This window comes from Reyranella massiliensis 521 (assembly GCF_000312425.1).
Classification (GTDB): domain Bacteria; phylum Pseudomonadota; class Alphaproteobacteria; order Reyranellales; family Reyranellaceae; genus Reyranella; species Reyranella massiliensis.
The window spans coordinates 4,468,149-4,488,361 of record NZ_HE997181.1 but is presented as its reverse complement, the minus strand read 5'-3'; the positions used below and the strand labels follow the sequence as shown (position 1 = coordinate 4,488,361).

At 65.5% G+C, this 20,213-nt stretch carries 25 protein-coding genes; 16 read left to right on the top strand and 9 right to left on the bottom strand.

Annotated features, from left to right (window positions below; all coding sequences use genetic code 11):
• Positions 1–61: 61 nt before the first annotated feature.
• From BN60_RS21935 to BN60_RS21920, 4 genes are read right to left on the bottom strand one after another with little or no spacing between them, the layout of a single operon-like run.
• On the bottom strand, positions 62–529 hold the full coding sequence (locus BN60_RS21935; RefSeq protein WP_020698304.1) for a GNAT family N-acetyltransferase: 468 nt from the start codon (positions 527–529) through the stop codon (positions 62–64).
• Positions 522–1,010 carry a YbaK/EbsC family protein gene (locus tag BN60_RS21930; RefSeq protein WP_020698303.1) on the bottom strand — a complete coding sequence of 163 codons (489 nt, stop codon included), beginning with the start codon at positions 1,008–1,010 and terminating at the stop codon, positions 522–524. The genes BN60_RS21935 and BN60_RS21930 overlap by 8 nt, the downstream gene beginning before the upstream one ends.
• Positions 1,000–1,932: an NAD(P)-dependent oxidoreductase gene (locus tag BN60_RS21925; RefSeq protein ID WP_020698302.1), complete on the bottom strand. Its 933-nt coding sequence runs from the start codon at positions 1,930–1,932 to the stop codon at positions 1,000–1,002. The genes BN60_RS21930 and BN60_RS21925 overlap by 11 nt, the downstream gene beginning before the upstream one ends.
• Positions 1,933–1,961: 29 nt before the next feature.
• A complete protein-coding gene (locus BN60_RS21920; RefSeq protein WP_020698301.1) occupies positions 1,962–2,738 on the bottom strand; it encodes a class I SAM-dependent methyltransferase in 777 nt (258 codons plus the stop codon).
• An 84-nt stretch (positions 2,739–2,822) separates the two neighbouring features.
• Here BN60_RS21920 and gloB point away from each other — a divergent pair, with 84 nt between their 5' ends.
• Complete coding sequence (gene gloB / locus BN60_RS21915; RefSeq protein WP_020698300.1) at positions 2,823–3,599, top strand: hydroxyacylglutathione hydrolase; 777 nt, start codon at positions 2,823–2,825, stop codon at positions 3,597–3,599.
• On the opposite strand, the gene BN60_RS21910 is transcribed toward gloB, so the two are convergent.
• Together BN60_RS21910 and BN60_RS21905 are read right to left on the bottom strand one after the other, a co-directional pair.
• Positions 3,596–4,732, bottom strand: coding sequence for an MFS transporter (locus tag BN60_RS21910; protein WP_148283502.1), 1,137 nt, complete (start codon positions 4,730–4,732; stop codon positions 3,596–3,598). The two genes, gloB and BN60_RS21910, sit on opposite strands and share 4 nt — an antisense overlap.
• Positions 4,733–4,742: 10 nt before the next feature.
• Positions 4,743–5,696 carry an alpha/beta hydrolase gene (locus tag BN60_RS21905; RefSeq protein WP_020698298.1) on the bottom strand — a complete coding sequence of 318 codons (954 nt, stop codon included), beginning with the start codon at positions 5,694–5,696 and terminating at the stop codon, positions 4,743–4,745.
• Positions 5,697–5,792: 96 nt separating this feature from the next.
• Between BN60_RS21905 and BN60_RS21900 the strand changes: the two genes are divergently transcribed.
• From BN60_RS21900 to BN60_RS21875, 6 genes are all read left to right on the top strand, one after another.
• Positions 5,793–6,833: a DUF2333 family protein gene (locus BN60_RS21900; protein ID WP_020698297.1), complete on the top strand. Its 1,041-nt coding sequence runs from the start codon at positions 5,793–5,795 to the stop codon at positions 6,831–6,833.
• 8 nt (positions 6,834–6,841) lie between these two features.
• Entirely contained in the window at positions 6,842–7,768 is a 927-nt protein-coding gene (locus tag BN60_RS21895; protein WP_020698296.1) for a sulfite exporter TauE/SafE family protein, read from the top strand.
• Positions 7,765–8,610: a TIGR02186 family protein gene (locus BN60_RS21890; protein ID WP_020698295.1), complete on the top strand. Its 846-nt coding sequence runs from the start codon at positions 7,765–7,767 to the stop codon at positions 8,608–8,610. Before BN60_RS21895 ends, BN60_RS21890 begins: the two co-directional genes overlap by 4 nt.
• Before the next feature lie 33 nt (positions 8,611–8,643).
• On the top strand, positions 8,644–9,126 hold the full coding sequence (locus BN60_RS21885; protein ID WP_020698294.1) for a universal stress protein: 483 nt from the start codon (positions 8,644–8,646) through the stop codon (positions 9,124–9,126).
• Positions 9,127–9,427: 301 nt separating this feature from the next.
• A complete protein-coding gene (locus BN60_RS21880) occupies positions 9,428–9,973 on the top strand; it encodes a NifU family protein (RefSeq protein ID WP_020698293.1) in 546 nt (181 codons plus the stop codon).
• A gap of 103 nt (positions 9,974–10,076) precedes the next feature.
• A complete protein-coding gene (locus tag BN60_RS21875) occupies positions 10,077–11,198 on the top strand; it encodes a glucosaminidase domain-containing protein (RefSeq protein WP_148283501.1) in 1,122 nt (373 codons plus the stop codon).
• A 16-nt stretch (positions 11,199–11,214) separates the two neighbouring features.
• Here BN60_RS21875 and ddpX read toward each other — a convergent pair whose 3' ends face one another.
• Positions 11,215–11,772, bottom strand: coding sequence for a D-alanyl-D-alanine dipeptidase (ddpX, locus tag BN60_RS21870; protein ID WP_020698291.1), 558 nt, complete (start codon positions 11,770–11,772; stop codon positions 11,215–11,217).
• Between ddpX and tsaB the strand changes: the two genes are divergently transcribed.
• Together tsaB and rimI are read left to right on the top strand one after the other, a co-directional pair.
• On the top strand, positions 11,771–12,481 hold the full coding sequence (tsaB, locus tag BN60_RS29190; protein WP_020698290.1) for a tRNA (adenosine(37)-N6)-threonylcarbamoyltransferase complex dimerization subunit type 1 TsaB: 711 nt from the start codon (positions 11,771–11,773) through the stop codon (positions 12,479–12,481). The two genes, ddpX and tsaB, sit on opposite strands and share 2 nt — an antisense overlap.
• Positions 12,478–12,951 carry a ribosomal protein S18-alanine N-acetyltransferase gene (gene rimI, locus BN60_RS29980; protein WP_083856233.1) on the top strand — a complete coding sequence of 158 codons (474 nt, stop codon included), beginning with the start codon at positions 12,478–12,480 and terminating at the stop codon, positions 12,949–12,951. The genes tsaB and rimI overlap by 4 nt, the downstream gene beginning before the upstream one ends.
• Here the strand turns inward: rimI and BN60_RS21855 are convergent, their stop codons facing one another.
• Positions 12,952–13,194 carry a sulfurtransferase TusA family protein gene (locus BN60_RS21855; protein ID WP_020698287.1) on the bottom strand — a complete coding sequence of 81 codons (243 nt, stop codon included), beginning with the start codon at positions 13,192–13,194 and terminating at the stop codon, positions 12,952–12,954.
• Between the two features lie 46 nt (positions 13,195–13,240).
• On the opposite strand from BN60_RS21855, the gene BN60_RS21850 reads away from it, so the two are divergent.
• From BN60_RS21850 to ybeY, 6 genes are all read left to right on the top strand, one after another.
• Positions 13,241–13,678, top strand: coding sequence for a Fur family transcriptional regulator (locus BN60_RS21850; RefSeq protein ID WP_043284224.1), 438 nt, complete (start codon positions 13,241–13,243; stop codon positions 13,676–13,678).
• Positions 13,679–13,744: 66 nt separating this feature from the next.
• Complete coding sequence (locus BN60_RS21845; protein WP_020698285.1) at positions 13,745–14,596, top strand: GNAT family N-acetyltransferase; 852 nt, start codon at positions 13,745–13,747, stop codon at positions 14,594–14,596.
• A 55-nt stretch (positions 14,597–14,651) separates the two neighbouring features.
• Complete coding sequence (locus BN60_RS21840; RefSeq protein ID WP_215905931.1) at positions 14,652–15,461, top strand: lysophospholipid acyltransferase family protein; 810 nt, start codon at positions 14,652–14,654, stop codon at positions 15,459–15,461.
• 44 nt (positions 15,462–15,505) lie between these two features.
• Entirely contained in the window at positions 15,506–16,930 is a 1,425-nt protein-coding gene (miaB, locus tag BN60_RS21835) for a tRNA (N6-isopentenyl adenosine(37)-C2)-methylthiotransferase MiaB (RefSeq protein WP_020698283.1), read from the top strand.
• A gap of 47 nt (positions 16,931–16,977) precedes the next feature.
• Positions 16,978–17,907 carry a PhoH family protein gene (locus BN60_RS21830; RefSeq protein ID WP_177324889.1) on the top strand — a complete coding sequence of 310 codons (930 nt, stop codon included), beginning with the start codon at positions 16,978–16,980 and terminating at the stop codon, positions 17,905–17,907.
• Positions 17,908–17,926: 19 nt separating this feature from the next.
• Positions 17,927–18,367 (top strand): rRNA maturation RNase YbeY, encoded by a 441-nt coding sequence (gene ybeY / locus BN60_RS21825; protein ID WP_020698281.1) that lies wholly within the window; start codon positions 17,927–17,929, stop codon positions 18,365–18,367.
• Positions 18,368–18,370: 3 nt separating this feature from the next.
• Here the strand turns inward: ybeY and BN60_RS21820 are convergent, their stop codons facing one another.
• On the bottom strand, positions 18,371–19,201 hold the full coding sequence (locus tag BN60_RS21820; RefSeq protein WP_020698280.1) for an aldo/keto reductase: 831 nt from the start codon (positions 19,199–19,201) through the stop codon (positions 18,371–18,373).
• Positions 19,202–19,365: 164 nt separating this feature from the next.
• Between BN60_RS21820 and BN60_RS21815 the strand changes: the two genes are divergently transcribed.
• Positions 19,366–20,202 (top strand): hemolysin family protein, encoded by an 837-nt coding sequence (locus BN60_RS21815; protein ID WP_020698279.1) that lies wholly within the window; start codon positions 19,366–19,368, stop codon positions 20,200–20,202.
• Positions 20,203–20,213 lie beyond the last annotated feature (11 nt).

Genomic DNA, 20,213 nt, shown 5'->3' with positions numbered 1-20,213 from the left:
CAATGCAGCGCTGCTTTACAGGATGGTGCCTCTGCCCAGGCCCGTCCAGCCTACGACCTGGTTACCGAGTTGCCTTGGGCGCCGGCCGTTCGTAGGTGCACTCGATCTCGTCTTCCTTGATCTTCCGGAAGCCGTGGCGTTCGTAGAAGCGGTCGGCGGGGCTGTCCTGCAACACGTCGAGACGCACCGGCATGGCCAGCGCATCGGCTTCGGCCAGCAACACCCTGAGAATTTCGGCGCCCAGGCCGCGATTCTGGAAGCGACGGTCGAGGTAGAAGGAGTCGATTACGATGGCGTCGTTGCCGGGCCGGAAAGCGACGCAACCGGCCAGCGTGTCGCCGATCAGGATCAGGCGCAGGCCCGGCTCATCGAAATGCCTGCGGAAGATCCGCCGGGCGCGCGAGGGCTCGTAACGGAAGACGCGCTCCAGATGCTCGCGCATGACGTCGATGCGGATCGCCAGCAGCGGCTCGAAATCGGCCTCCTTTGCCGGGGCGAAGCGCCACTCCGCCCCTGTGCCGTCAGCCACGCGCGGCGATCCGCGCGATGCGCGGCTGGGCCGCCGCGATCCAGTCCTTGGTGTCGAGCTCCATCGAGCGGTCGAGCCGGCCGGCGTTGAAGAACAGCGTCTCGTTGGCAAGCAGGTCTTCCTCGACCACGACTGCGAGGTCCGGGTTCAGTCCAAAAGGCGGCACTGCGCCCATCACGCAGCCCGTCAGCTCCTGCGCCGTGTCGGGCGAGGCGAAGCCGCATTTGCGCGCCTCGAAGAGCGTCGCCACGGCGTTGAAGTCGAGCTTGCGATTGCCCGGCAGGATCGCCAGCACGTGACGCCGGCCGCCGCCGCCGCCGCGCACATCGAGGACCATCGCCTTGGCGGCCTGGTCGGGACGGTTGCCGCGGATGGCGCTGATCAGCTCGGATTTTCCTTCCGCTTCGTGCTCGATGACGCGGAACTTGGCCTTGGCCTCGCTCAGGAGCGCGACGAGCCGGTCGAAGACATCAGACGCCACGGATCACCTTCTCGGAAAGAATGGTCAGCGCATCGTCGAGGCTCGGCACCTGGCCATTGGCGGGTGCGATCCCGGCATCGACCGTGCGCCGGTGGCTGCGTTCGATGGCTTCGGTCATCAGCGGATCGACGCCGGTCTCGCGCAGGGTCTTCGCCACGAGGCCCATCTCTTCCCAGCGGCGATGGGCATGCACTATGTGCGTCTGCACCAGCATGGCGATGTAGTCGCGGAACGGCATCTGGTCGGCATCGGAGAGGCAGCCCAGCACTTCTTCCAAGATGCCCTGGCGCTTGGCCGTCACCAGCGCTTCGACGCCCAGCGCCTCGACCCCCTTGATCAGCGTGCTGCGCAGCATCTTCACCGAGGAGGCGCTACCGGGCTTGAGGCCCAGCAGCTTCGTCTCGAAGCCATTGGCGTTCATCCACGCGACGGCCTGCTCGGCATCTTCGCCTGCGACCAGCATCGGCGCCTTGATGCCCTGTTTGAAGAAGCCGCCCATCACGGCGACGTCGATGTAGTGTCCTGCACCCTTTTCGATCTCGGCGCGATCCTCGTCGGACATCTTGCCGGTGACGGTGCAGAGATCGAGGAAGTGCGCGCCCTTCTTGAGGAGTGGGGCAGCAGCGGCGGCGGCTTCGAGCGCATGCTCGCCCTGTACGGCGCAGATCACGAGGTCGGCTTCGCTCAGCGCCTCGGTGTAGCTGTCGGAGATTGCGACATCGAGGGCATGGGCCGCCTTGCCCAGCGTCGTGCCGCGCGCATCCTTGTCGAGAGCGGTATCGATTGCGATCAGGCGGCGCGGGGCATTGTCGCCCGGCTTGGCCGTACCGCGCCAGCCGCCTTCGGCACAAAGGCCCTGGGCAATAGCCGAACCCGCCTCGCCAAACCCGAGCAGCGCGATGACGCGCGGAGAGAAAGTCATGCTGTCGATCCGGAGATGAAGAGGTGGGGTCAGGAGGCGGGGGCTTCGCCGTCCTTGGAGTTGCGCGCGGCTTGCGTATCGCGCGAGCTGGCGATCCGCAGCTTCGGCCGGACGACGGCGAGCTCGGGCGAATGTGCCCGCTCCGCAATACCGGCATAGAGCTGCTTGCCGGATTCGATGACGCTCACCCCGGCAAAGCGGCCGAGCCAGCGCTGGCCGAAGCGCTCGACGGCCGGCGCCATGCGCATGAGCAGTCGCGAATTGGTGGGCGGCATATAGAGCGCGCGCGCCTGGCGCAGCGGGGCGAACATGTTGGCGCGCAGGAGGGCGGCGAGCTGACCTGTCGAATAGGGGTGGCCCTGATAGAAGGGCGAGCGGTCGACCTGAGACCAGAAGCCGGCGCGCGTCGGGGCCACGACGATCATGCGGCCGCCGTCGGACATGACGCGCCAGATCTCGCGCAGCATCGGGCGGAGCTGCTCGGTGCATTCGACGGCGTGGACCAGCAGTACGCGGTCTACGGAGCGGTCGGGCAAAGGCAGGTCGAGTTCGTCGACCAGGGTGGCGTGGTTGCGGCCCTCGCGCGGCCAGCGCGCGACACCCTGCTGGGCCGGCATGAAGGCCATGGTGCGGCTGGCTTCTTCGACGAACGGACGCAGCAGCGGCGTGGCGTAGCCCAGTCCCAGGACCGCCTCGCCGCGCACGTTTGGCCATACGTCACGCAGCCGCGCGCGCAGCAGCCGGGCCGTCATCTGGCCCAGGGTGCTGCTGTAGAATTCCTCAAGGTCGAGGACGTCGTTCCACATGTGACAATCTTAGCAGAATTCGCGCCCCTGCTGCCATGGCCCGGCGATGGCCGGCGCATCACAGCTCTGCTAGCGTTGCACACCATGAGCACCACCCTAGACATCGTCCGTATCCCGGTCCTGAGCGACAATTACGTGTGGTTGATGCGCGAGCCGCAGAGCGGGGCGGTCGGCGTCGTCGACCCTGCCGTGGCCGGGCCGATCCTGGCCGAGGCCGAAAAGCGCCGCTGGAAGATCACCCATATCCTGAACACGCACCATCATGGCGACCATGTTGGCGGCAACCTGGAGATCAAGAAGGCGACGGGCTGCACCATTGTCGGTCCGCGGCAGGACCGCGCACGCATTCCGGGCATCGACGTCGAGGTCGACGACGGCGACCGCTATCGTTTCGGCGAGGCCGAGGCGGAGATCTTCTTCGTGCCCGGCCATACCAGCGGCCACATCGCCTATGCCTTCCGGGAGCAGAAAGCCCTGTTTTGCGGGGATACGCTGTTTGCGCTGGGTTGCGGACGCATGTTCGAAGGCACGCCCCAGCAGTTCTGGACGTCGCTCAGCCGCCTGCGTGCGCTGCCTGACGACATGCGCGTCTACTGCGCCCACGAGTATACGCAGTCGAATGCGCGTTTCGCCGTGACGGTCGAACGCGACAATAGGAAGCTGATCGAGCGGTCCGCCGCCATTGACGCGGCGCGGGCCAAGGGTGAGGCCACCGTGCCGTCGCTGCTCGGCGAGGAGAAGGCCACAAACCCGTTCCTGCGGGCCGATGTGCCGGCGGTGCAGGCGGCGGTCGGCATGGCCGGCGGCGATCCGGTCGCGGTGTTCGCCGAAGTGCGTCAGCGCAAGGATACGTTCCGCTAACGCCTGACCAGGCAGAAGTAGGCGGCGGTTCCGAGAGCCAGGGAGAGCGCCGCATAGAGCGGCGTCTGCGGCACGTTGAGGAACAGCCAGGGCGCCGTGAGCGGGCCGACGGCCGCGCCGAAGTCGCGCCAGGTCGAATAGCTCGCCTGACTGGAGAGCACACTGCCCTGGCCGCGCTCGATCACCAGCACGGGGATCAGCGTGTTGAACATGCCGCGCGTCATGACGATCAGCAGGGCGCCCAGCAGTTCGTGATCGGCGGCGATCAGCACGAAGCCACCGACAAGAAGAGCGGCATTGGCGATCGAGATGCGCTGCGCTCCGAAGCGGTCGCCGATCCAGCCGCCGATCGGTCCCGTCGTGACCTCGACCAGCCAGCGCAGTGCCAGCAGCATTGCCGTCGCCATGATGGCCGCCACCGATGTGATCGAGTCCTTCATCAGGAAGGCGAGGGTGAGGAGGAACACACCATCGCCTGAGAAACCCATCACGAAGCCCCAGACTTCCAGCCGGTGCGGGACGGGCAGCCTGAAGCCCCGCTTGGCGACGGGTTCGGGCGGCAGGCGCGGCAGCATCAGCGCAGCCGCGAGCGAGATCAAAGTCAGCCCACCGTAGATCACGAAGACCGAACGGGCATCGAGTTGCAGCACGATCCAGGCGCCGCCGACCAGCGAAGCTGCCTGCACGAGGCCGATGGCGGCGCGGCTGGCACCGACCCGCTTGCCGGCGTTGGCGCGGTCGCTCACCGCATAGGCCAGGGTGGCGAGATTGAGCGAGGCATAGGAGATGCCCCAGAGGATGCGGGCGAAAATCTGGGCGGTCGCGTCCTCGACCAGACCGTAGGTCGCCGTCGAGACGGCTGAGCCGACCGCGGCGGCGATCATCAAGGCGTGCGGGCCGATGCGTTCGCCGAGATGCGCGACGGTGGAGTTGGCGAACAGGCGAATCCAGCGATTGAGCGACAGCAGCACGCCGACCATCGCCAGGCTCAGCCCGAACTGGTCGTGGTAGAGCGGCAACACGGCATAGAGCAGCGTGTCGCCGATCATGCCGATGGCGATCACCAGCCCCGGCAGCGCCATGCCGACAGGGGCGGCGCCAGGTGTAGGGTTCGGCGCGGCGGTTGCGCTCACGCCGGGATCCTCACTGGTCGCGCAGCACCAGGGCTTCGCGCAACGCCGCCGCACAGAGCGTCGTTCCGCGACGTGCGCCGTGCAGCAGCATGGGTGAGCTCAGGAAGCCGTGCAGCATGCCGCCGAACTCCACGAGGTCGGCCTGCGTGCCTTCCTGATGCAGGCGGAACGCATAGGCCCGGCCTTCGTCGCGCAGCGGGTCGTAGCCCGCCGTGACCACCAGCGCCGGCGGCAGCCCGGCGAGCGAGGCGGCTCGGATCGGCGAAACGCGCCAGTCGCTGCGGGTCGCCTTGTCGGGGGTGTAGTGGTCGAAGAACCATTCCATGGTCACGGCATTGAGGCCGTAGCCGTCCTCGTATCGGCGGTAGGATTCGGAGCGGGCGACCGCGTCGGTCACGGGATAGGCGAGGAGCTGCAGGCGCAGCTTCGGTCTGCCATTGTCGCGTGCCCAGATCGACACTGCGGCAGCGAGGTTGCCACCGGCGCTATCACCGCCGATCGCGAGGCGCGAGGTGTCGATGCCGACCGACTCGCCATTGGCTCCCACCCACTTCAGTCCAGCCACGACGTCCTCGAACGCGCCGGGGAAACGCGCTTCGGGCGCCAGGCGATAGTCGATATGGAAGACCACAATGCCGGCTTCGATCGCGAGCTGGGCGCAAAGCACGTCGTGGCTGTCGAGGTTGCCGAACACCCAGCCGCCTCCGTGGGCGTAGACCAGGGCCGGCAGCTTGGCGTCGGCGGGCGCCGAAGTCGGCCGATAGATGCGCACGGGCAGCTCGCCCGCGGGTCCAGGAATGGTGCTGTCGACCACTTTCACCTCGGCCGGACGCGGTCCCTGCGCGGCGGGGCGCAGGGCGAGATATTGCGCGCGTGCGTCCTGCGGGCTCAGCGTGTTCCACGCCGGACGGTTCGCCGCCACCATCAGATCGATCAGCCGCTGTGATTCCGGATCGAGCGCCATGTCGCAAAACTCCCTGCAAACTTCCATCAGCAGACAAACATGCACTCTAGCAGGCAGCGCCCCTGTTTCGTCACGAGTCGAATGGTAAGGTGGGCCATGACATTCGAACCGGACTACGGCGCACCGCAACCGGCAGCGCCTTCCTGGCGGCAGCGGACCTGGGAACGCGTGAAGTCATGGCGTCCGGGACGGTCTGCGACTTCGGCGGCGGCGGCACCTGCAGGCCGCAGATCGATATGGGGCTGGACCTGGCGCGTTCTGGTCGTCCTGGTCCTGCTCTACTATCCGATCGGCGCTATCGTGACTGAGGATATCGACGACGATCCGCAGTTTGCGGCGCGCGGGGTTGCGCCTGGCGAAAGCCGCGCCGTGGCGACCGCGGCGGATCTCGTGACGCGCGAGGTCGATGTTCACACGTGGACGCCGATGATGCCGTTCTTCACGCCGGCCGGCCTGCTCGACAACATGCCGAACTTCCAACGTGGCATCATGTCGGCACTGGGCCGCTTCAGCACCGAGCTGATGGACCAGCTCGGCCGTACGCGTGGCTCCAGCCAGACCGATCGCGACCTCGAGCAGGCGCGTGGCTTCCTGAACGAACAGCCCAATATCTGGCTGTGGCAGCCCAGCGTCTCGCTGCTACCGTCGACGACGTCGGCGCAGAAGTATCGTGCCGGCCGCGACAAGCTCATGGCCTACAACAAGCGCCTCGGGTCGGGGCAGGCCATCTTCGAGCGCCGTGCCGACAATCTCCAGGCCCTCCTCGACAGGATCGCCAACGACATAGGCTCGGACTCTGCGACGATCGACCAGCACGTCATCGAAAGGGCCGGCGATCTGTTCGATGCGAACTGCGACGACATCTTCTATTTCAACAAGGGCCGCATCTACGCCTACTATCTGCTGCTGCGCGATCTTGGCGTCGACTTCCAGAACGTCATTCGCGACCGTGAGCTCACCAACGCGTGGAACGGCACGGTGGAAACCTTCCGGGTGGCGGCTCAGCTCGACCCTTGGGTCGTCTGGAACGGCTACCCCGACGCGCTCCTGATCCCCAACCATCTCCTCGCGCAGGGCTTCTATCTGCTGCGGGCACGCACGCAATTGCGTGAAATCAGCAACATCCTTCTGAAGTAGGCGCCAGAGTGGAGATCTATCTGCCCATTGCCGAGCAGTCGATGAACGTGTTCATCCTGCTCGGCCTGGGGGCTGCGGCTGGGCTGCTGGCCGGCATGTTCGGCGTCGGCGGCGGATTTCTTGCGACGCCGCTGCTGATCTTCGTCGGAATCCCGCCGGCGGTTGCCGTCGCCAGCCAGGCCAACCAGGTGATCGCCAACTCGGTTTCCTCGCTGCAGGTGCAGTGGCGGCGCGGCAACGTCGACCTGCGCATGGGGCTGGTGCTGTTGCTGGGGGGTATGATCGGTTCATCGGCCGGCGTATCGCTGTTCACTTACTTGAAGCGGATCGGCCAGATCGATTTCGTCATCGCGGTTCTCTACGTCGTGATGCTGTCGTCGATCGGTCTCCTGATGCTCGCCGAGAGCCTGCGGACCTATCTCAGGCGTCGGCGCAATCCCGAGGCGCCGCGCGGCAAGCTGCACACCCACTATCTCGTGCATCGCTTGCCGCTGAAGCTGCGCTTCTACAAGTCGAAGCTCTACATCAGCGCGCTGCTGCCTCTCGGTCTGGGCTTCTTGATCGGCATCCTGTCGGCGATTCTGGGCGTGGGTGGCGGCTTCGTGCTGGTCCCGGCCATGATCTACCTGCTCGGCATGCCGACCTCGGTCGTGATCGGCACATCCAACTTCCAGATCCTGTTCGTGGCAGCCAACGTCACCTTCCTGCAGGCGGCGACCAACGGCACCGTCGACGTGGTGCTGGCGCTGCTGCTGATCCTGGGCGGCGTTGTCGGCGCGCCGGTCGGCTCGCGGCTCGCGGCCAAGCTGCCGGGCGTGGCGCTGCGCGGGCTCATGGCGGTCCTGATCCTGGCGGTGGCTGCCGAACTGCTGACCGAGCTTCTGCAGACGCCGAGCTCGATCTATTCGCTCAGCGCGCGCGAGGTGTTGCCGTGACCGGCCGACGGCTCGCCCTTTGGGCTTTGCTGATAGCCCTGCCGGCAGCTCTTGCGGCGCCGGTATTTGCTCAGCGCGTCGAGTCGCCGCCGGCCGCTCTGCCGCCGATGGGCGGACCGCCGGACGGCAGTGCGCCGCCATCTGTGCCGACCGAGCCCACGACGCCGGAGCTGATCGTCGATCTTTCGCTCGCCCGCGTGTCGATCACGTCGGCCTTCCAGGGCGAGAGCATCCTGATGTTCGGCATGTTCGATCCGCCGGGTGAGATCGTGGTGGTTGTGCAGGGGCCGGCGGCGCGCGAGACGGTGATGCGCAAGCAGCGCGTGCTGGGTCTGTGGCTGAACACCGGCCGGCAGTCTTTCGATGACGTTCCGGCCTATTACGCCATCGCTGCCAGCCAGCCGCTGCAGCGCCTTCTGGCACGTGGGGCCGGCGGCGAGATCCTGTCGCTGGAAGATCGGCTCTCGACCATCAAGCCGGCGACTCCGCGCGACGCTGCCGAACTGGCGAAGTTCCGGTCCGGCCTGGTCGAGGTGAAGCGGCAGGAGGGGCTCTATCCCGCGGCGATTGGTCAGGTGACAGTGCAGGCCGGACGGCTGTTTCGTGTCGACCTGCCGTTTCCATCGCGGCTGCCGGAGGGCATTTACGAGGTAAAGGCGTATCTGCTGCGCGAGGGCAAGATCGTGGCCGCCGTGTCGCGACCCTTGCCGGTGGGCAAGGTCGGCTTCAGCGCCCAGCTTGCCGGCTGGTCGGCCCACGAGGGGCCGCTCTACGGTCTCGGCGCGATTCTGATGGCGCTGCTCGCCGGATGGATCGGCGGGGCCATCGTGCGGCGCCTCTGATCGTACGACGTCTTAACTAGGGGGAAGCGGATCATGAGCGTGCAGGCCAGGACCGACGAGCGCGTCTTCCTCGTCGTCGTCGACGAAAGCCCGGAAATGCGCAATGCGCTGCGCTACGCCTGCCGTCGCGCCAAGCGCACGGGTGGCCGCGTCGCCATGCTTTACGTCATGGATCCGCCGGAGGCCCAACAGTGGGGAGCCGTGGTCGAACTGATGCGCGAGGAAGCGCGTCAGCAGGCCGAACTCGTGGTGGCGAAGCATGCCGATATCGCCGTCTCGCTCACCGGGCAGCCGCCGTCGATCTACATCCGCGAAGGCAAGAGCCGCGACGAGCTCGCTAAACTTTTGGCCGAGGACAAGTCGATCTCCGTCCTGGTGCTGGGCAGCGCTTCCGGCGTCGAAGGTCCGGGACCGCTCGTCACCGCGTTCACCGGCAAGCTCGGCGGGCAGCTCCGCATCCCGCTCACCATCGTTCCCGGTGCGCTCACCGAAGCGGAGATCGACGCCATTTCTTGATGCATTCATGACTCATGCGTCATGTTTGGCTGCGAAATCTGCGGCGATCTGCGCCTCGCTCGCTTTTGTATTCGTTTGGCGGCTTATGGTTGCATCCAGATTTAAAACGTCTAAGTAATTGTTAAATATTAATAATAAGTGTATATTCCATAATATTTATACAATTGTTTCGAAGAATCGTCTTGATCGACTTGTTGGCGGTTCCTACGTCCAACGACATCGAATGGGGAGCGGAGACGTCCTGCTCCCAGCCAGAGCGACGCGAAGCGGATCCCCGCGAGCGCTCGATACGGAGGTAGGTTTGTTCATCCAGACCGAGCAGACGCCAAACCCGTCGACCCTGAAGTTTCTCCCGGGCCGGGTGGTCATGGAGAAGGGTACGGCAGACTTTGCCAATGCCGACGCTGCTGCGCCGTCGCCGCTCGCCAAGCGGTTGTTCGCGGTGGAAGGCGTCGAGCGCGTATTTTTCGGTTCCGATTTCGTGACCGTCACCAAGACGGCCGACCAGGACTGGCAGATTCTCAAGCCGTCGATCCTCGGCGGCATCATGGAGCATTACACTTCGGGCGATCCGGTGATCGCCGAAGAACGGGCAGAGTCCATCTCCGCTGACGACGACGAAGTCGTCGCCCAGATCAAGGAGCTGCTCGATACCCGCGTCCGGCCCGCCGTGGCTCAGGATGGCGGCGATATCGTCTTTCACGACTTCCGCGATGGCATTGTCTACCTGCACATGCAGGGTTCCTGCTCGGGCTGCCCGAGCTCGACGGCCACGCTGAAGATGGGGATCGAGAATCTTCTGAAGCACTACGTGCCAGAAGTTGTGGAAGTGCAGGCGGCCCAGTAGCGGGTCGCCTTCCAATCTAAGCGTAAGCGTAGGAGGGGTTCGCGGCCGGGTGGGCGGCCGCGCGATCTGTCGTTCGTTCGAAAACGAAACGAAGAGTGTGGCAATGCGATTGACTGTTCGGCCTGCACTGCAATGCGGGCGCAAATATGCTTTTCCTGCCGCTTGGGCGGCGATGTTTACGGCAGGCGTGGGTTTCTACGAACCCGCTCCGTCGATCGATGTGGCGTCTTACCTCTCCTTTGTGACCGTGAATTCTGCACATGCGCAGCCTCTCGGCGAGCCGGCGTTTCTGGCCGTGAATGCCGAGCCGGGTTCGCTGATGTTCGTGCGCCATGAAATAAGCGAAGCCGATGAGACGACGGCGCGCTCCCCGCGTGATTCCGCGATCGGCACCTCCGGCGGCCACGGCCGCTTTGCGGCGCCCGGCAACGCCGTTCGCCGGCAGGTTCAGGTCCGTGCGATCAGCCCGCGCTCGGCCGACGAGCTGGCCGGCTTCTTCCGCGACGTCGCCTATACGTTGACGGACATTCGCCAGGGCGAGCCTGTGCCGCCGCTCAAGGTGGACCGTGTTCCAGGCGACCTCAGCGCTAAGGACGGTGTCGAGCGCAAGATGCTGTTCATCACGGCGTTGCTGCCGGTCATCCTCGAAGCCAATCAGCGTGTGCTCGCCGACCGCGAGCAACTCCTCTACCTGCGCAACAAGCTCGCCAGCGACCCGCGCATGCTGACTGCCATTGAGCGCATCTGGCTCGACGACCTGGCCGACCGTTACGATACGACGATCGACAGGATCGACGAGCTGGTGCGCCGCGTCGACATCGTGCCGCCGTCGATGGCAATCGCGCAGGCCGGCGTCGAATCGGGCTGGGGCACCTCCTTTGCCGCTCGCAACGGCAACGCGCTGTACGGCCAGATCCAGGTCAACGGCCGTCACAGCGTCGATGTTCCGTGGAAGCCGGGGGCAGGCATGCCTCAGCCGTTCGCCGATGTCGGCGAGGCAACCGATGCCTATGTCATCAATCTCAATACGCATCCGGCCTATGCTAGCTTCCGCGCCGAACGCGCGGCCATGCGCGAGCGTGCCGAGCATCCGGACGGCTTTCGCCTGATCGGCACCTTGCTGCGTTACTCCGAGCGCGGTCAGGGCTACGTGCAGTTCGTGCGCCAGATCATGCGCGAGAACGAACTCAGCGACTTCGACCGGGCGAAGCTGTCGAGCTTCTAGGCCGAGCGCGGGCGCATCACATCATCGGTCGCGGCAGGTCGGCATCGCTGACCAGGGGATACCGTCGCGCATCGAAGAGCTGATAGTGCCACCATTCATTGCGGTAGAAATCCCATCCTGCCGAGGTCATGAGACCCATCAGCAGGAGACGGTTGCGCTGCGCTTCGACCGGCACGTCGGTGCGTGCATGGTGCGAGAGCGGCGTGAAGGCGTCGAAGGCGGTGCCCATGTCGAGTTCCTTGCCCTCCGCATCGAGCAGGGTGAGATCGACGGCGACGCCGCGTGAATGAGGCGAGCCGCGGCGCGGATCGGCCAGGAATTCCGGATCGGGACGGGCATTCCACAGGGCCCATTGCGCCTCTGTCGGCCTCAGCGCGTCGAAAATGCGCAGCCGAAGTCCCAGGGCGCGGGCCAACGCAACTGCCGTGGCAAGCTTCTCGGCAGCTTCCCGATGCAGCCAGCATTCGGCATTCCGGTAGACCGGACGTCCCGTTAGATTTGCATCCGTCGCATAGGCCAGTGTCACGTCGACATCGAAGTCGGGCGGGGCGATCGCAACCAAGTCGAGTTTCATGACCCCAGATTGCCCAGCCGCTCGGGGCGGCGCCAGCACCGTCCTTGCTTTCGATTGCGCCGTCAGCGGCCAGAGCGTGGCGATCGTGCGCGACGGAGTCGGCGTGGCCGCGGCACGCGAGGAGGGCCGCGACCAGGCGGCACGGCTTCTGCCGGCAATCGGCGAAATTCTGGAGCGTGCCGGCGTCGCGCGGCAGGAAATCGACCTGATTGCTGTGACGACAGGGCCTGGCAGCTTTACGGGTGTGAGGGTGGGCCTCGCGGCTGCGCGCGGTCTTGCCGTCGGGCTTGGTGTTCCGCTGGCGGGCGTGCCCACGACATCGGTTCTGCTCGCCCAGGCTCCGTCGGCTGGACGGCTGGCGGTCGCAGCGGTGGATACGCATCTCGGAGATTGGTTCTGTGCCCTCGGAGAGGGCGAGGCGTTGCCCTTCGCGACGTCGACGGCGGATCTGGTCGCCCGCCTCTCCGGCCGCGCCTGCACGATCGTCGGCTGCGACGTGGCCCCACTGGTCGCCGCCCTCACGGCGAACGGCACCGATGCAATCGGGGAAGACGCTGCCCCGGATCCCGTCGTGCTGGCTCGTCTGGCCTTGCACGAGGGTGTCGAGGCATGGCGCGTAAGAAATAGCCAGGAAGGCATGCCGCGACCTCTCTATCTGCGAGGAGTCAACATCACCTTGCCCGACGGCGCCCGCCGCACGGTCGAATGAACGACGACGAGCCGGTCCAGCGGCCTTTAGGGGCTCTCGATCTCGATCGTGCCGCCCGCCTCCATCGCGAGGCGTTCGAACCGATGGGAGAGCGCGGCTGGACGCGCCAGGACATTGCCGGCCTTCTCGCCTCGCCGGGAACGGCCGGATTCCTGCTCGCGGCGAAGAGTGGCGATGTCGGCATGGCAATCTGCCGGATTGCCGCCGATGAGGCAGAGTTGCTGACCGTAGCCGTAGACCCACGCCATCGCCGTCAGGGGGCAGGCCGCCGGTTGCTCGAGGCCGTGATCGACAAGGTGCGGCTTGCGGGTGCCCGAACCCTATTCCTTGAGGTCGGCATGGATAATCCGGCAGCACGGGCCCTTTACGATTCCGTGGGCTTCGTCGCCGTTGGCCATCGCAAGGGCTATTACGCGCGTGCCGCCGGTCCGCCGGCCGATGCCGTTGTCATGCGACTCACTCTCAAATGATCAAAGGCGCCGGATCGTCACGATATGGACGTCACCTTCGGCCACGATCCCGAGGATTGTATGGCCTTCGTCGCGCGCAGCGCGGGGAACGTTGCGCAACGGCTCTTCGCCGCGCAGCCGGACGTTCAGGGTTTCGCCGGATTTCAGGCGTTCCAGGCGCAGTTTGGTGCGCACGAAGGTCATGGGGCAGACCTCGCCGGTAATGTCGATGTCATGGTCTGCCTGTACGGGCTTGTCGGACATGTCCCCAACTATACCGCGAACTCAGGTCAGTGTAGGGTAGATCGTCATGTCTGACCGGAAATCCAAACTCGAAGTTCTCTGCGCGGAGCGCGGCTTGAAGATGACCGACCAGCGCCGCATCATCGCGCGCGTGTTGTCGGAATCATCGGATCACCCCGATGTGGAGGCAGTGCACCGTCGGGCGACGGCGATCGATCCCAACATTTCGATCGCCACGGTCTACCGGACGGTGCGGCTCTTCGAGGAAGCGGGCATTCTTGCCAAGCATGATTTCGGCGACGGTCGCGCGCGCTATGAAGAAACACCGGACGAGCACCACGACCATCTGATCGACATCCAGAGCGGCAAGGTCGTGGAATTCCACAATGACGAGATCGAGGAGCTGCAGCGCAAGATCGCCGAAAAGGCAGGCTATCGTTTGGTCGGCCACCGCCTCGAGCTTTACGGCGTCCCGCTGGACAGCAAGTCCGACCGCCAAAAATGAGTGGACGGAGCCCGCGACACCTCGATAATGGGCTCATGATCGGGGCGGCTCCCTTGCGGATGACACATGCGCATTGACCGCGTTGACAGTGAAGCCGAGCTTCTCGGCCCGCCTGTCTCCAATGCGGAGATAGTAAAGGTCGTCGCTGGCGACTTTGAAGTCCGCTTGGCGCAGAGCGCTGCTGAAATCGATGCAGCGCAGGCGCTGCGCTATCGCATTTTCTACGAGGAGATGGCGGCGCGGCCGACGCCGGAGATGGCGTCGAGACAGCGCGACTTCGACAAGTTCGACATCGCTTGCGATCACCTGCTGGTGCTCGATCGCCGTCGCGGCGAGGGGCCTGAGGGAATCGTCGGCACCTACCGCCTGATCCGCCGTTCCGCCGCCGCGCAAATCGGTACTTTCTATTCCGCGTCGGAGTACGACATTCGCCCGATGGTCGACTATCCGGGCGAGGTTCTGGAGCTCGGTCGCTCGTGCATCGCCAAGGACGCGCGCAACACGGCGACCATGCAGATGCTGTGGCGGGGCATCGCCCTTTACGCCTATCACTATAACATCCAGGTGATGTTCGGCTGCGCCAGCCTGCCGGGAACCGATCCGACCCAGCATGCTATGGCGTTGAGCTACCTGTATCACCATCATCTGGCGCCGCCGGAGGTCCGCGTGCGCGCCGTCGACAGCCGCTATATCAACATGAATATGCTGGAGCCCGGCTCCTACGATCCGCGCAAGGCAATGGCGCGGGTCCCGCCGCTCATCAAGGGTTACCTGCGGCTCGGTGGTTTCGTCGGCGATGGCGCGGTGATCGACCACGAATTCAACAGCACCGACGTCTTCATCATCGTGAAGACCGAGCTGGTGACGGAGAAATACATCCGCCACTACGAACGCGGGATGCGTGACCAGCACAACTGACGCACCGCTCGCTGCGATGTGGATTGGTTCCCCTTTGCGAGGCGTGTTCCGGCTCGTGAGCTATCTCCTGCTCACCATCGTCGCATTGCCGTTTCATTTGGTCGCGCTCGCGTTGCGCATAAGGCCGGTCGTACGCTGGCTGCCGGTGCTCTATCACCGCATGGTCTGCGTACTTCTCGGCATCAAGGTGAAGGTAAACGGTCAGCGCTCGACCGTGATGCCGACACTCTTCGTCTGCAATCACGTTTCCTATCTCGACATCGAAGTTCTGGGTGGCCGTATTCCCGGCTGCTTCGTCGCCAAGGCGGAAGTCGCGACCTGGCCCTTCTTCAGCACGCTGGCCAAGGCGCAGCGCACGATCTTCGTGGACCGGCGTTCCAGCAAGACCAGCAACAGCCGCGACGAGATGCTGAAGCGCCTGGATACCGGCGACAATCTCATGCTGTTTCCTGAAGGGACCAGCAGCGACGGCACGCGCGTCCTGCCTTTCCGTAGTGCGCTCTTCGCGGTGGCCCAGCTCCGCCGCGACGACAAGCCGATCGTCGTGCAGCCCGTGGCGATTTCCTACACGCGCCTGGACGGCATTCCGCTTGGCCGCTACTGGCGGCCGCTCTTCGCCTGGTTTGGCGACCTCGACCTGGTGCCGCACCTCTGGCAGATGGTCTGCCTCGGAGAAACCGAGGCGGTCGTGACCTTTTTCCCGCCCGTCGACATAGACAGGCTCGGCGACCGCAAGAAGCTTGCCGAATATTGCTTCCAGCAGGTGTCCGCCGGCGTCCAGGCGGCAAATTCCGGCCGGCCGGACCTGCTGCCATCCCTGGATCTGCCGTCCCTCGATCCGGCGGCGGCCGCCCCTCGACCCTGAGGGGCGGTGGTGTTAGAACCGCGCCGTTCCAGCAACGGAGACCGATGAAAGACGTCCGCGCAGGCTCCGAAGGCCAGTGTCAGCGCAAGCGCGTGTTTATCCGCACCTACGGGTGTCAGATGAACGTGTACGATTCCGACCGCATGGCCGATGTCCTGCGGCCGCTCGGCTATGCGCTCGCGGATACGCCGGAGCAGGCCGATCTCGTCGTGCTGAACACCTGCCACATCCGCGAACATGCTTCCGAGAAGGTCTACTCGGAACTGGGCCGGCTGCGTGACACCAAGGCCGAGCGCCGCGCCGCGGGGGGCGACCTCACCATCGCCGTCGCCGGCTGCGTGGCTCAGGCCGAGGGCGAGGAAATCGCCAGGCGCCAGCCCGCCGTCGACATCGTGGTCGGTCCGCAGGCTTACCATCGCCTGCCCGAGCTGTTGGCCGAGGCCGAACGCAAGTTGGCGATCCTGCGCGCGGGCAAGCGTCTGCCGGGCGCGGGAGTGCTCGACACCGAGTTTCCGGCCGAGAGCAAGTTCGACCACCTGCCGTCGCCGCAGGGTGTGCGGGCCGGTTCCGCCTTCCTGTCGATCCAGGAAGGGTGCGACAAGTTCTGCACCTTCTGCGTGGTGCCCTATACACGCGGGGCCGAATATTCGCGGCCTGTCTCGGCCGTGCTTGCCGAAGCCAGGCAGCTGGTCGCGGCGGGCGCCATCGAACTCACGCTGCTCGGCCAGAACGTCAATGCCTATCACGGCGAAGCACCCGATGGGGCGACCTGGTCGCTGGCGCGACTGATCCGCGAGCTGGCCGAGATCGAGGGGGTGGCGAGGTTGCGCTACACGACCTCGCATCCGCGCGACATGGATGACGATCTCATCCGGGCGCACGGTGAAGTGCCTCAGCTCATGCCCTACCTGCACCTGCCGGTGCAGTCGGGTTCCGATCGCATCCTCGAGGCGATGAACCGCCGCCACGGGCGCGCACTCTTTCTGGATATTGTCGACCGCCTGCGCAGCGTGCGGCCCGATCTTGCCCTCTCGTCGGATTTCATCGTCGGCTTCCCGGGTGAAAGCGATGCCGATTTCGACGATACGATGCGCTTGATCGACCAGGTGGGTTTCGCGTCGGCCTTCTCCTTCAAGTACAGCCGCCGCCCCGGCACGCCGGGCGCCACTCTGCAGGATCAGGTGCCCGAAAGCGTGAAGTCCGCGCGGCTCGCCGCTCTCCAGGCCCTGCTCGGCCGTCAGGCGCGGGAGTTCAATGCCTCGAAGGTCGGTGCCACGGTGCCGGTGCTGTTCGCCGAGAGCGGCCGCAAGCCCGGCCAGATCATCGGCAAGACGCCGTGGCTGCAATCGGTCTATGCCGAGGGCAACCCCCGCCTGATCGGCCATGTCGTCGATGTGCGTTTGATCGAAGGGCATCCCAACAGCCTGGCCGGCGAGATCGTGACCGGCTCCTACGGGGTGGCCGCGTGAGCGATCCATCGACGAACGCTCCCGCCCGCGCGGCCGACGTGCGCCGCATGACCTTCGACGACAATGCGCTGCTGGCCGTACTCTACGGCAATCACGACCGCAATCTTGTACGCATCGAGCAGCTCACGAACGCGCAGCTCAGCGCCCGCGGCAACCAGCTCGCCATTGCCGGCACTCCCGACGATGCGTCCGTGGCGCAGAAGGCGATCGCCGGCCTCTACGAGCGGCTGAAGCGTGGCCTGTCCATCGAGTCTGCCGACGTCGATGCCGCCGTGCGCTTTGCCCGTACCGGCATTGAAGGGGGCGACGGCGAAGGTATCCGTACGCGCCGCCGTACCGTGCAGGCGCGCTCGCCCGGCCAGCGCACCTACCTCGCCGCCCTGCGCGAGCGCGACATGGTCTTTGCACTGGGACCGGCCGGTTCGGGAAAGACCTATCTTGCGGTGGCGATGGGCGTGTCGCTGCTGCTGGCCGGAAAGGTCGAACGCATCGTTCTGTCGCGGCCGGCTGTCGAAGCCGGCGAACGGCTGGGTTTCCTGCCCGGCGACATGAAGGAAAAGATCGATCCCTACCTCCGGCCGCTCTACGACGCGTTGCACGACATGATCCCGGCGGAGCAGATCGCTCACCGCATGGAGTCCGGCGAGATCGAGATCGCGCCGCTGGCCTTCATGCGCGGCCGCACGCTCGCGCATTGCTACGTCATCCTCGACGAAGCGCAGAACACCACGCCGATGCAGATGCGCATGTTCCTGACGCGTCTCGGCGAGGGCTCGCGCATGGTGATCACCGGCGACCCCAGCCAGACCGACCTGCCGGGCGGGCAGAAGTCGGGTCTCAACGATGCGATCGATACGTTGAAGGACGTCGATGGCGTGCGCTTCGTGCGACTCACCTCCAAGGACGTCGTGCGCCACGACCTCGTGACCCGCATCGTCGAGGCCTATGACGCGCGCGACAAGAAAACCAAAGGCTGAGCCGTCCCTCGCCTGCACCGTGGTCGAGCTCGACCACGGCTGGGTGAAGGCACTGCCCGATGCCGCGAGGTTGGCACGGCGCGCGGCACGTGCGGCTTTTGCCGGAACGCGGCACCGTGGCCGTCGCTCGCTGAATGTTGCCCTCGCCGACGACAAGGCGGTGCGCAAATTGAATGCGCGCGACCGCAAGAAAGACAAGCCGACCAACGTGCTTTCCTATCCGTCGGGCGAGCGCGACTTCCTGGGCGACATCGTGCTGGCGCGGCAGACCGTGTGGCGCGAGGCGCGCGAGCAGCGCAAGTCGCCGGCCGACCACTATACGCATCTGGTCGTGCATGGCGTTCTGCATCTGCTGGGCTACGATCATGAGACCGGCGATGCCGATGCCGAACGCATGGAAGCGCTGGAGCGTCGCGTGCTGGCGAAGCTTGGGATCGCCGATCCTTACCTCGAACGCTGAGCGTCAGAGCATTTCGAGAGGCTGCTTGCCCTTGGGCGGCGGAAAGGCGCGATCCAGCTCCGCGAGGAGCTGCGGCGAGAGCTTGACGTCGAGGGCGCCGAAATTCTCCTTCACGCGGTCGCGGCTTGCCGATTTCGGAATGGTGACGACGCCGGGCTGGGCGAGCAGCCAGGCAAGCGCAAGCTGCGCCGGTGTGCAGCCCACTTCGTCGGCCAGCTTCTGGAGTGACGCCTTGCGCAGCAGTCCGCCTTGGTCGAGCGGGGAATAGGCCATCAGCGGAATCGAACGCTTGCGCATCCACGGCAGCAGGTCGAACTCGGGCCCGCGGCGCGACAGGCAGTAGAGCACCTGGTTGCTGCCGTTCAGGCCCTTGTCGAGACGGGCAGCATCTTCCATGTCGTCTACGTCGAAATTGCTGACGCCGAAGTCAGCGATCTTGCCGGCGTCGCGCAGGCGATGAAACGCCTCGAAAGTCTCCTCGATGCGTGCGCCGCCGCGCCAGTGCAGCAGGTAGAGATCGATTCGGTCGATCCGCATCCGTTTCAGGCTGCGTTCGCAGGCGGCGATCGTGCCGCTGCGCGTCGCGTTGTGCGGATAGACCTTGCTTACGATGTACGGTCGCGAGGTGCGGCCAGAGAGCGCGTCGCCGACGATTTCCTCGGCACCACCTTCGCCGTACATCTCCGCCGTGTCGATCATCGGATAGCCGAGATCGAGGCCATACTTCAGCGCATCAAGCTCCACGGCACGCCGCTTGCCATTCTCGCCCATGCGCCAGGTGCCGAGGCCGAAAACCGGAATTGCCGAGCCGGAAGGCAAATTGCAGGAACGCATCAGGAACTTCCATGATTGCAACGCGGGAGCGATAGCCTATCTTAGCGATCATGCCGGACTCCACAGCGCACAGTACACGGCCGGGCTTACATGGCCCGGCGTCTACAGGCGAGCCCGCGGTTTCGACCTCATCATCGATCCCCGAGGCGCCCTCCAATGGCGGGTTGCTGCGTGCAATCCTGCGTCGCCTCAGGCGGCGCGAAAAGAATGAAGCCGTCCGCGAAGCCATCGAAGAGCTGATCGAGGAAACGCCCGAGAGCGATACGCCGATCAGCGAAGACCAGCGCGTCCTCCTCGCCAACATCCTGAAGCTGCGCGACAAGACCGTGGCCGACGTGATGGTGCCGCGGGTCGATATTTCCGCCATCGCCGCCGACACGCCGCTCGACGAAGTCGTGCGGCTGATCCAAGCCGAGGCGCATTCGCGCTACCCGATCTATCGCGAGTCGCTCGACGACGTGATCGGCATGATCCACATCAAGGACGTGCTGGCCTACTGGGGCACGGCCAAGAAGTTCAATCTGCGCGACATACTTCGCCGCGTCGTCTTCGTGGCGCCGACCCTGCCGGTGCTCGACATGCTGCTCGACATGCGCCGCTCGCGTACGCACATGGCGCTGGTGGTCGACGAGTTCGGCGGCACCGACGGGCTTCTCACCATCGAGGATCTGGTCGAGGAGATCGTGGGCGAGATCGAGGACGAACACGACGTCGCGCAGACACCGACGGTCGCGCGTCGCGTCGATGGCACGATCGACGTCAACGGCCGCACGCCTATCGAGCTGCTCGAGGAGGAGATCGGCCGCGTCCTGTCCGACGACGAGCGGCGCGAAATCGATACGGTCGGCGGCCTGATCTTCTCGCTGCTCGGGCGCATTCCCGAACGCGGTGAGGTCGTGCGTCATCCCTCCGGTGTGGAGTTCGAAATTCTCGACGTCGATCCCAGGCGCATTCGCCGCCTGCGAGTCCGGCCGCCGACCCAGTCGGCGCCGGTCGCCTGACCACAGCTCCA

What these genes read in the sequence shown, in the direction of transcription:
- BN60_RS21925 (WP_020698302.1), bottom strand. Translation starts at nt 1,932, where the DNA reads ATGACTTTCTCTCCGCGCGTCATCGCGCTGCTCGGGTTTGGCGAGGCG.
- BN60_RS21920 (WP_020698301.1), bottom strand. Translation starts at nt 2,738, where the DNA reads ATGTGGAACGACGTCCTCGACCTTGAGGAATTCTACAGCAGCACCCTG.
- gloB (WP_020698300.1), top strand. Translation starts at nt 2,823, where the DNA reads ATGAGCACCACCCTAGACATCGTCCGTATCCCGGTCCTGAGCGACAAT.
- BN60_RS21905 (WP_020698298.1), bottom strand. Translation starts at nt 5,696, where the DNA reads ATGGCGCTCGATCCGGAATCACAGCGGCTGATCGATCTGATGGTGGCG.
- BN60_RS21900 (WP_020698297.1), top strand. Translation starts at nt 5,793, where the DNA reads ATGACATTCGAACCGGACTACGGCGCACCGCAACCGGCAGCGCCTTCC.
- BN60_RS21885 (WP_020698294.1), top strand. Translation starts at nt 8,644, where the DNA reads ATGAGCGTGCAGGCCAGGACCGACGAGCGCGTCTTCCTCGTCGTCGTC.
- BN60_RS21875 (WP_148283501.1), top strand. Translation starts at nt 10,077, where the DNA reads ATGCGATTGACTGTTCGGCCTGCACTGCAATGCGGGCGCAAATATGCT.
- tsaB (WP_020698290.1), top strand. Translation starts at nt 11,771, where the DNA reads ATGACCCCAGATTGCCCAGCCGCTCGGGGCGGCGCCAGCACCGTCCTT.
- ddpX (WP_020698291.1), bottom strand. Translation starts at nt 11,772, where the DNA reads ATGAAACTCGACTTGGTTGCGATCGCCCCGCCCGACTTCGATGTCGAC.
- rimI (WP_083856233.1), top strand. Translation starts at nt 12,478, where the DNA reads ATGAACGACGACGAGCCGGTCCAGCGGCCTTTAGGGGCTCTCGATCTC.
- BN60_RS21855 (WP_020698287.1), bottom strand. Translation starts at nt 13,194, where the DNA reads ATGTCCGACAAGCCCGTACAGGCAGACCATGACATCGACATTACCGGC.
- BN60_RS21850 (WP_043284224.1), top strand. Translation starts at nt 13,241, where the DNA reads ATGTCTGACCGGAAATCCAAACTCGAAGTTCTCTGCGCGGAGCGCGGC.
- BN60_RS21845 (WP_020698285.1), top strand. Translation starts at nt 13,745, where the DNA reads ATGCGCATTGACCGCGTTGACAGTGAAGCCGAGCTTCTCGGCCCGCCT.
- miaB (WP_020698283.1), top strand. Translation starts at nt 15,506, where the DNA reads ATGAAAGACGTCCGCGCAGGCTCCGAAGGCCAGTGTCAGCGCAAGCGC.
- BN60_RS21830 (WP_177324889.1), top strand. Translation starts at nt 16,978, where the DNA reads ATGACCTTCGACGACAATGCGCTGCTGGCCGTACTCTACGGCAATCAC.
- BN60_RS21820 (WP_020698280.1), bottom strand. Translation starts at nt 19,201, where the DNA reads ATGCGTTCCTGCAATTTGCCTTCCGGCTCGGCAATTCCGGTTTTCGGC.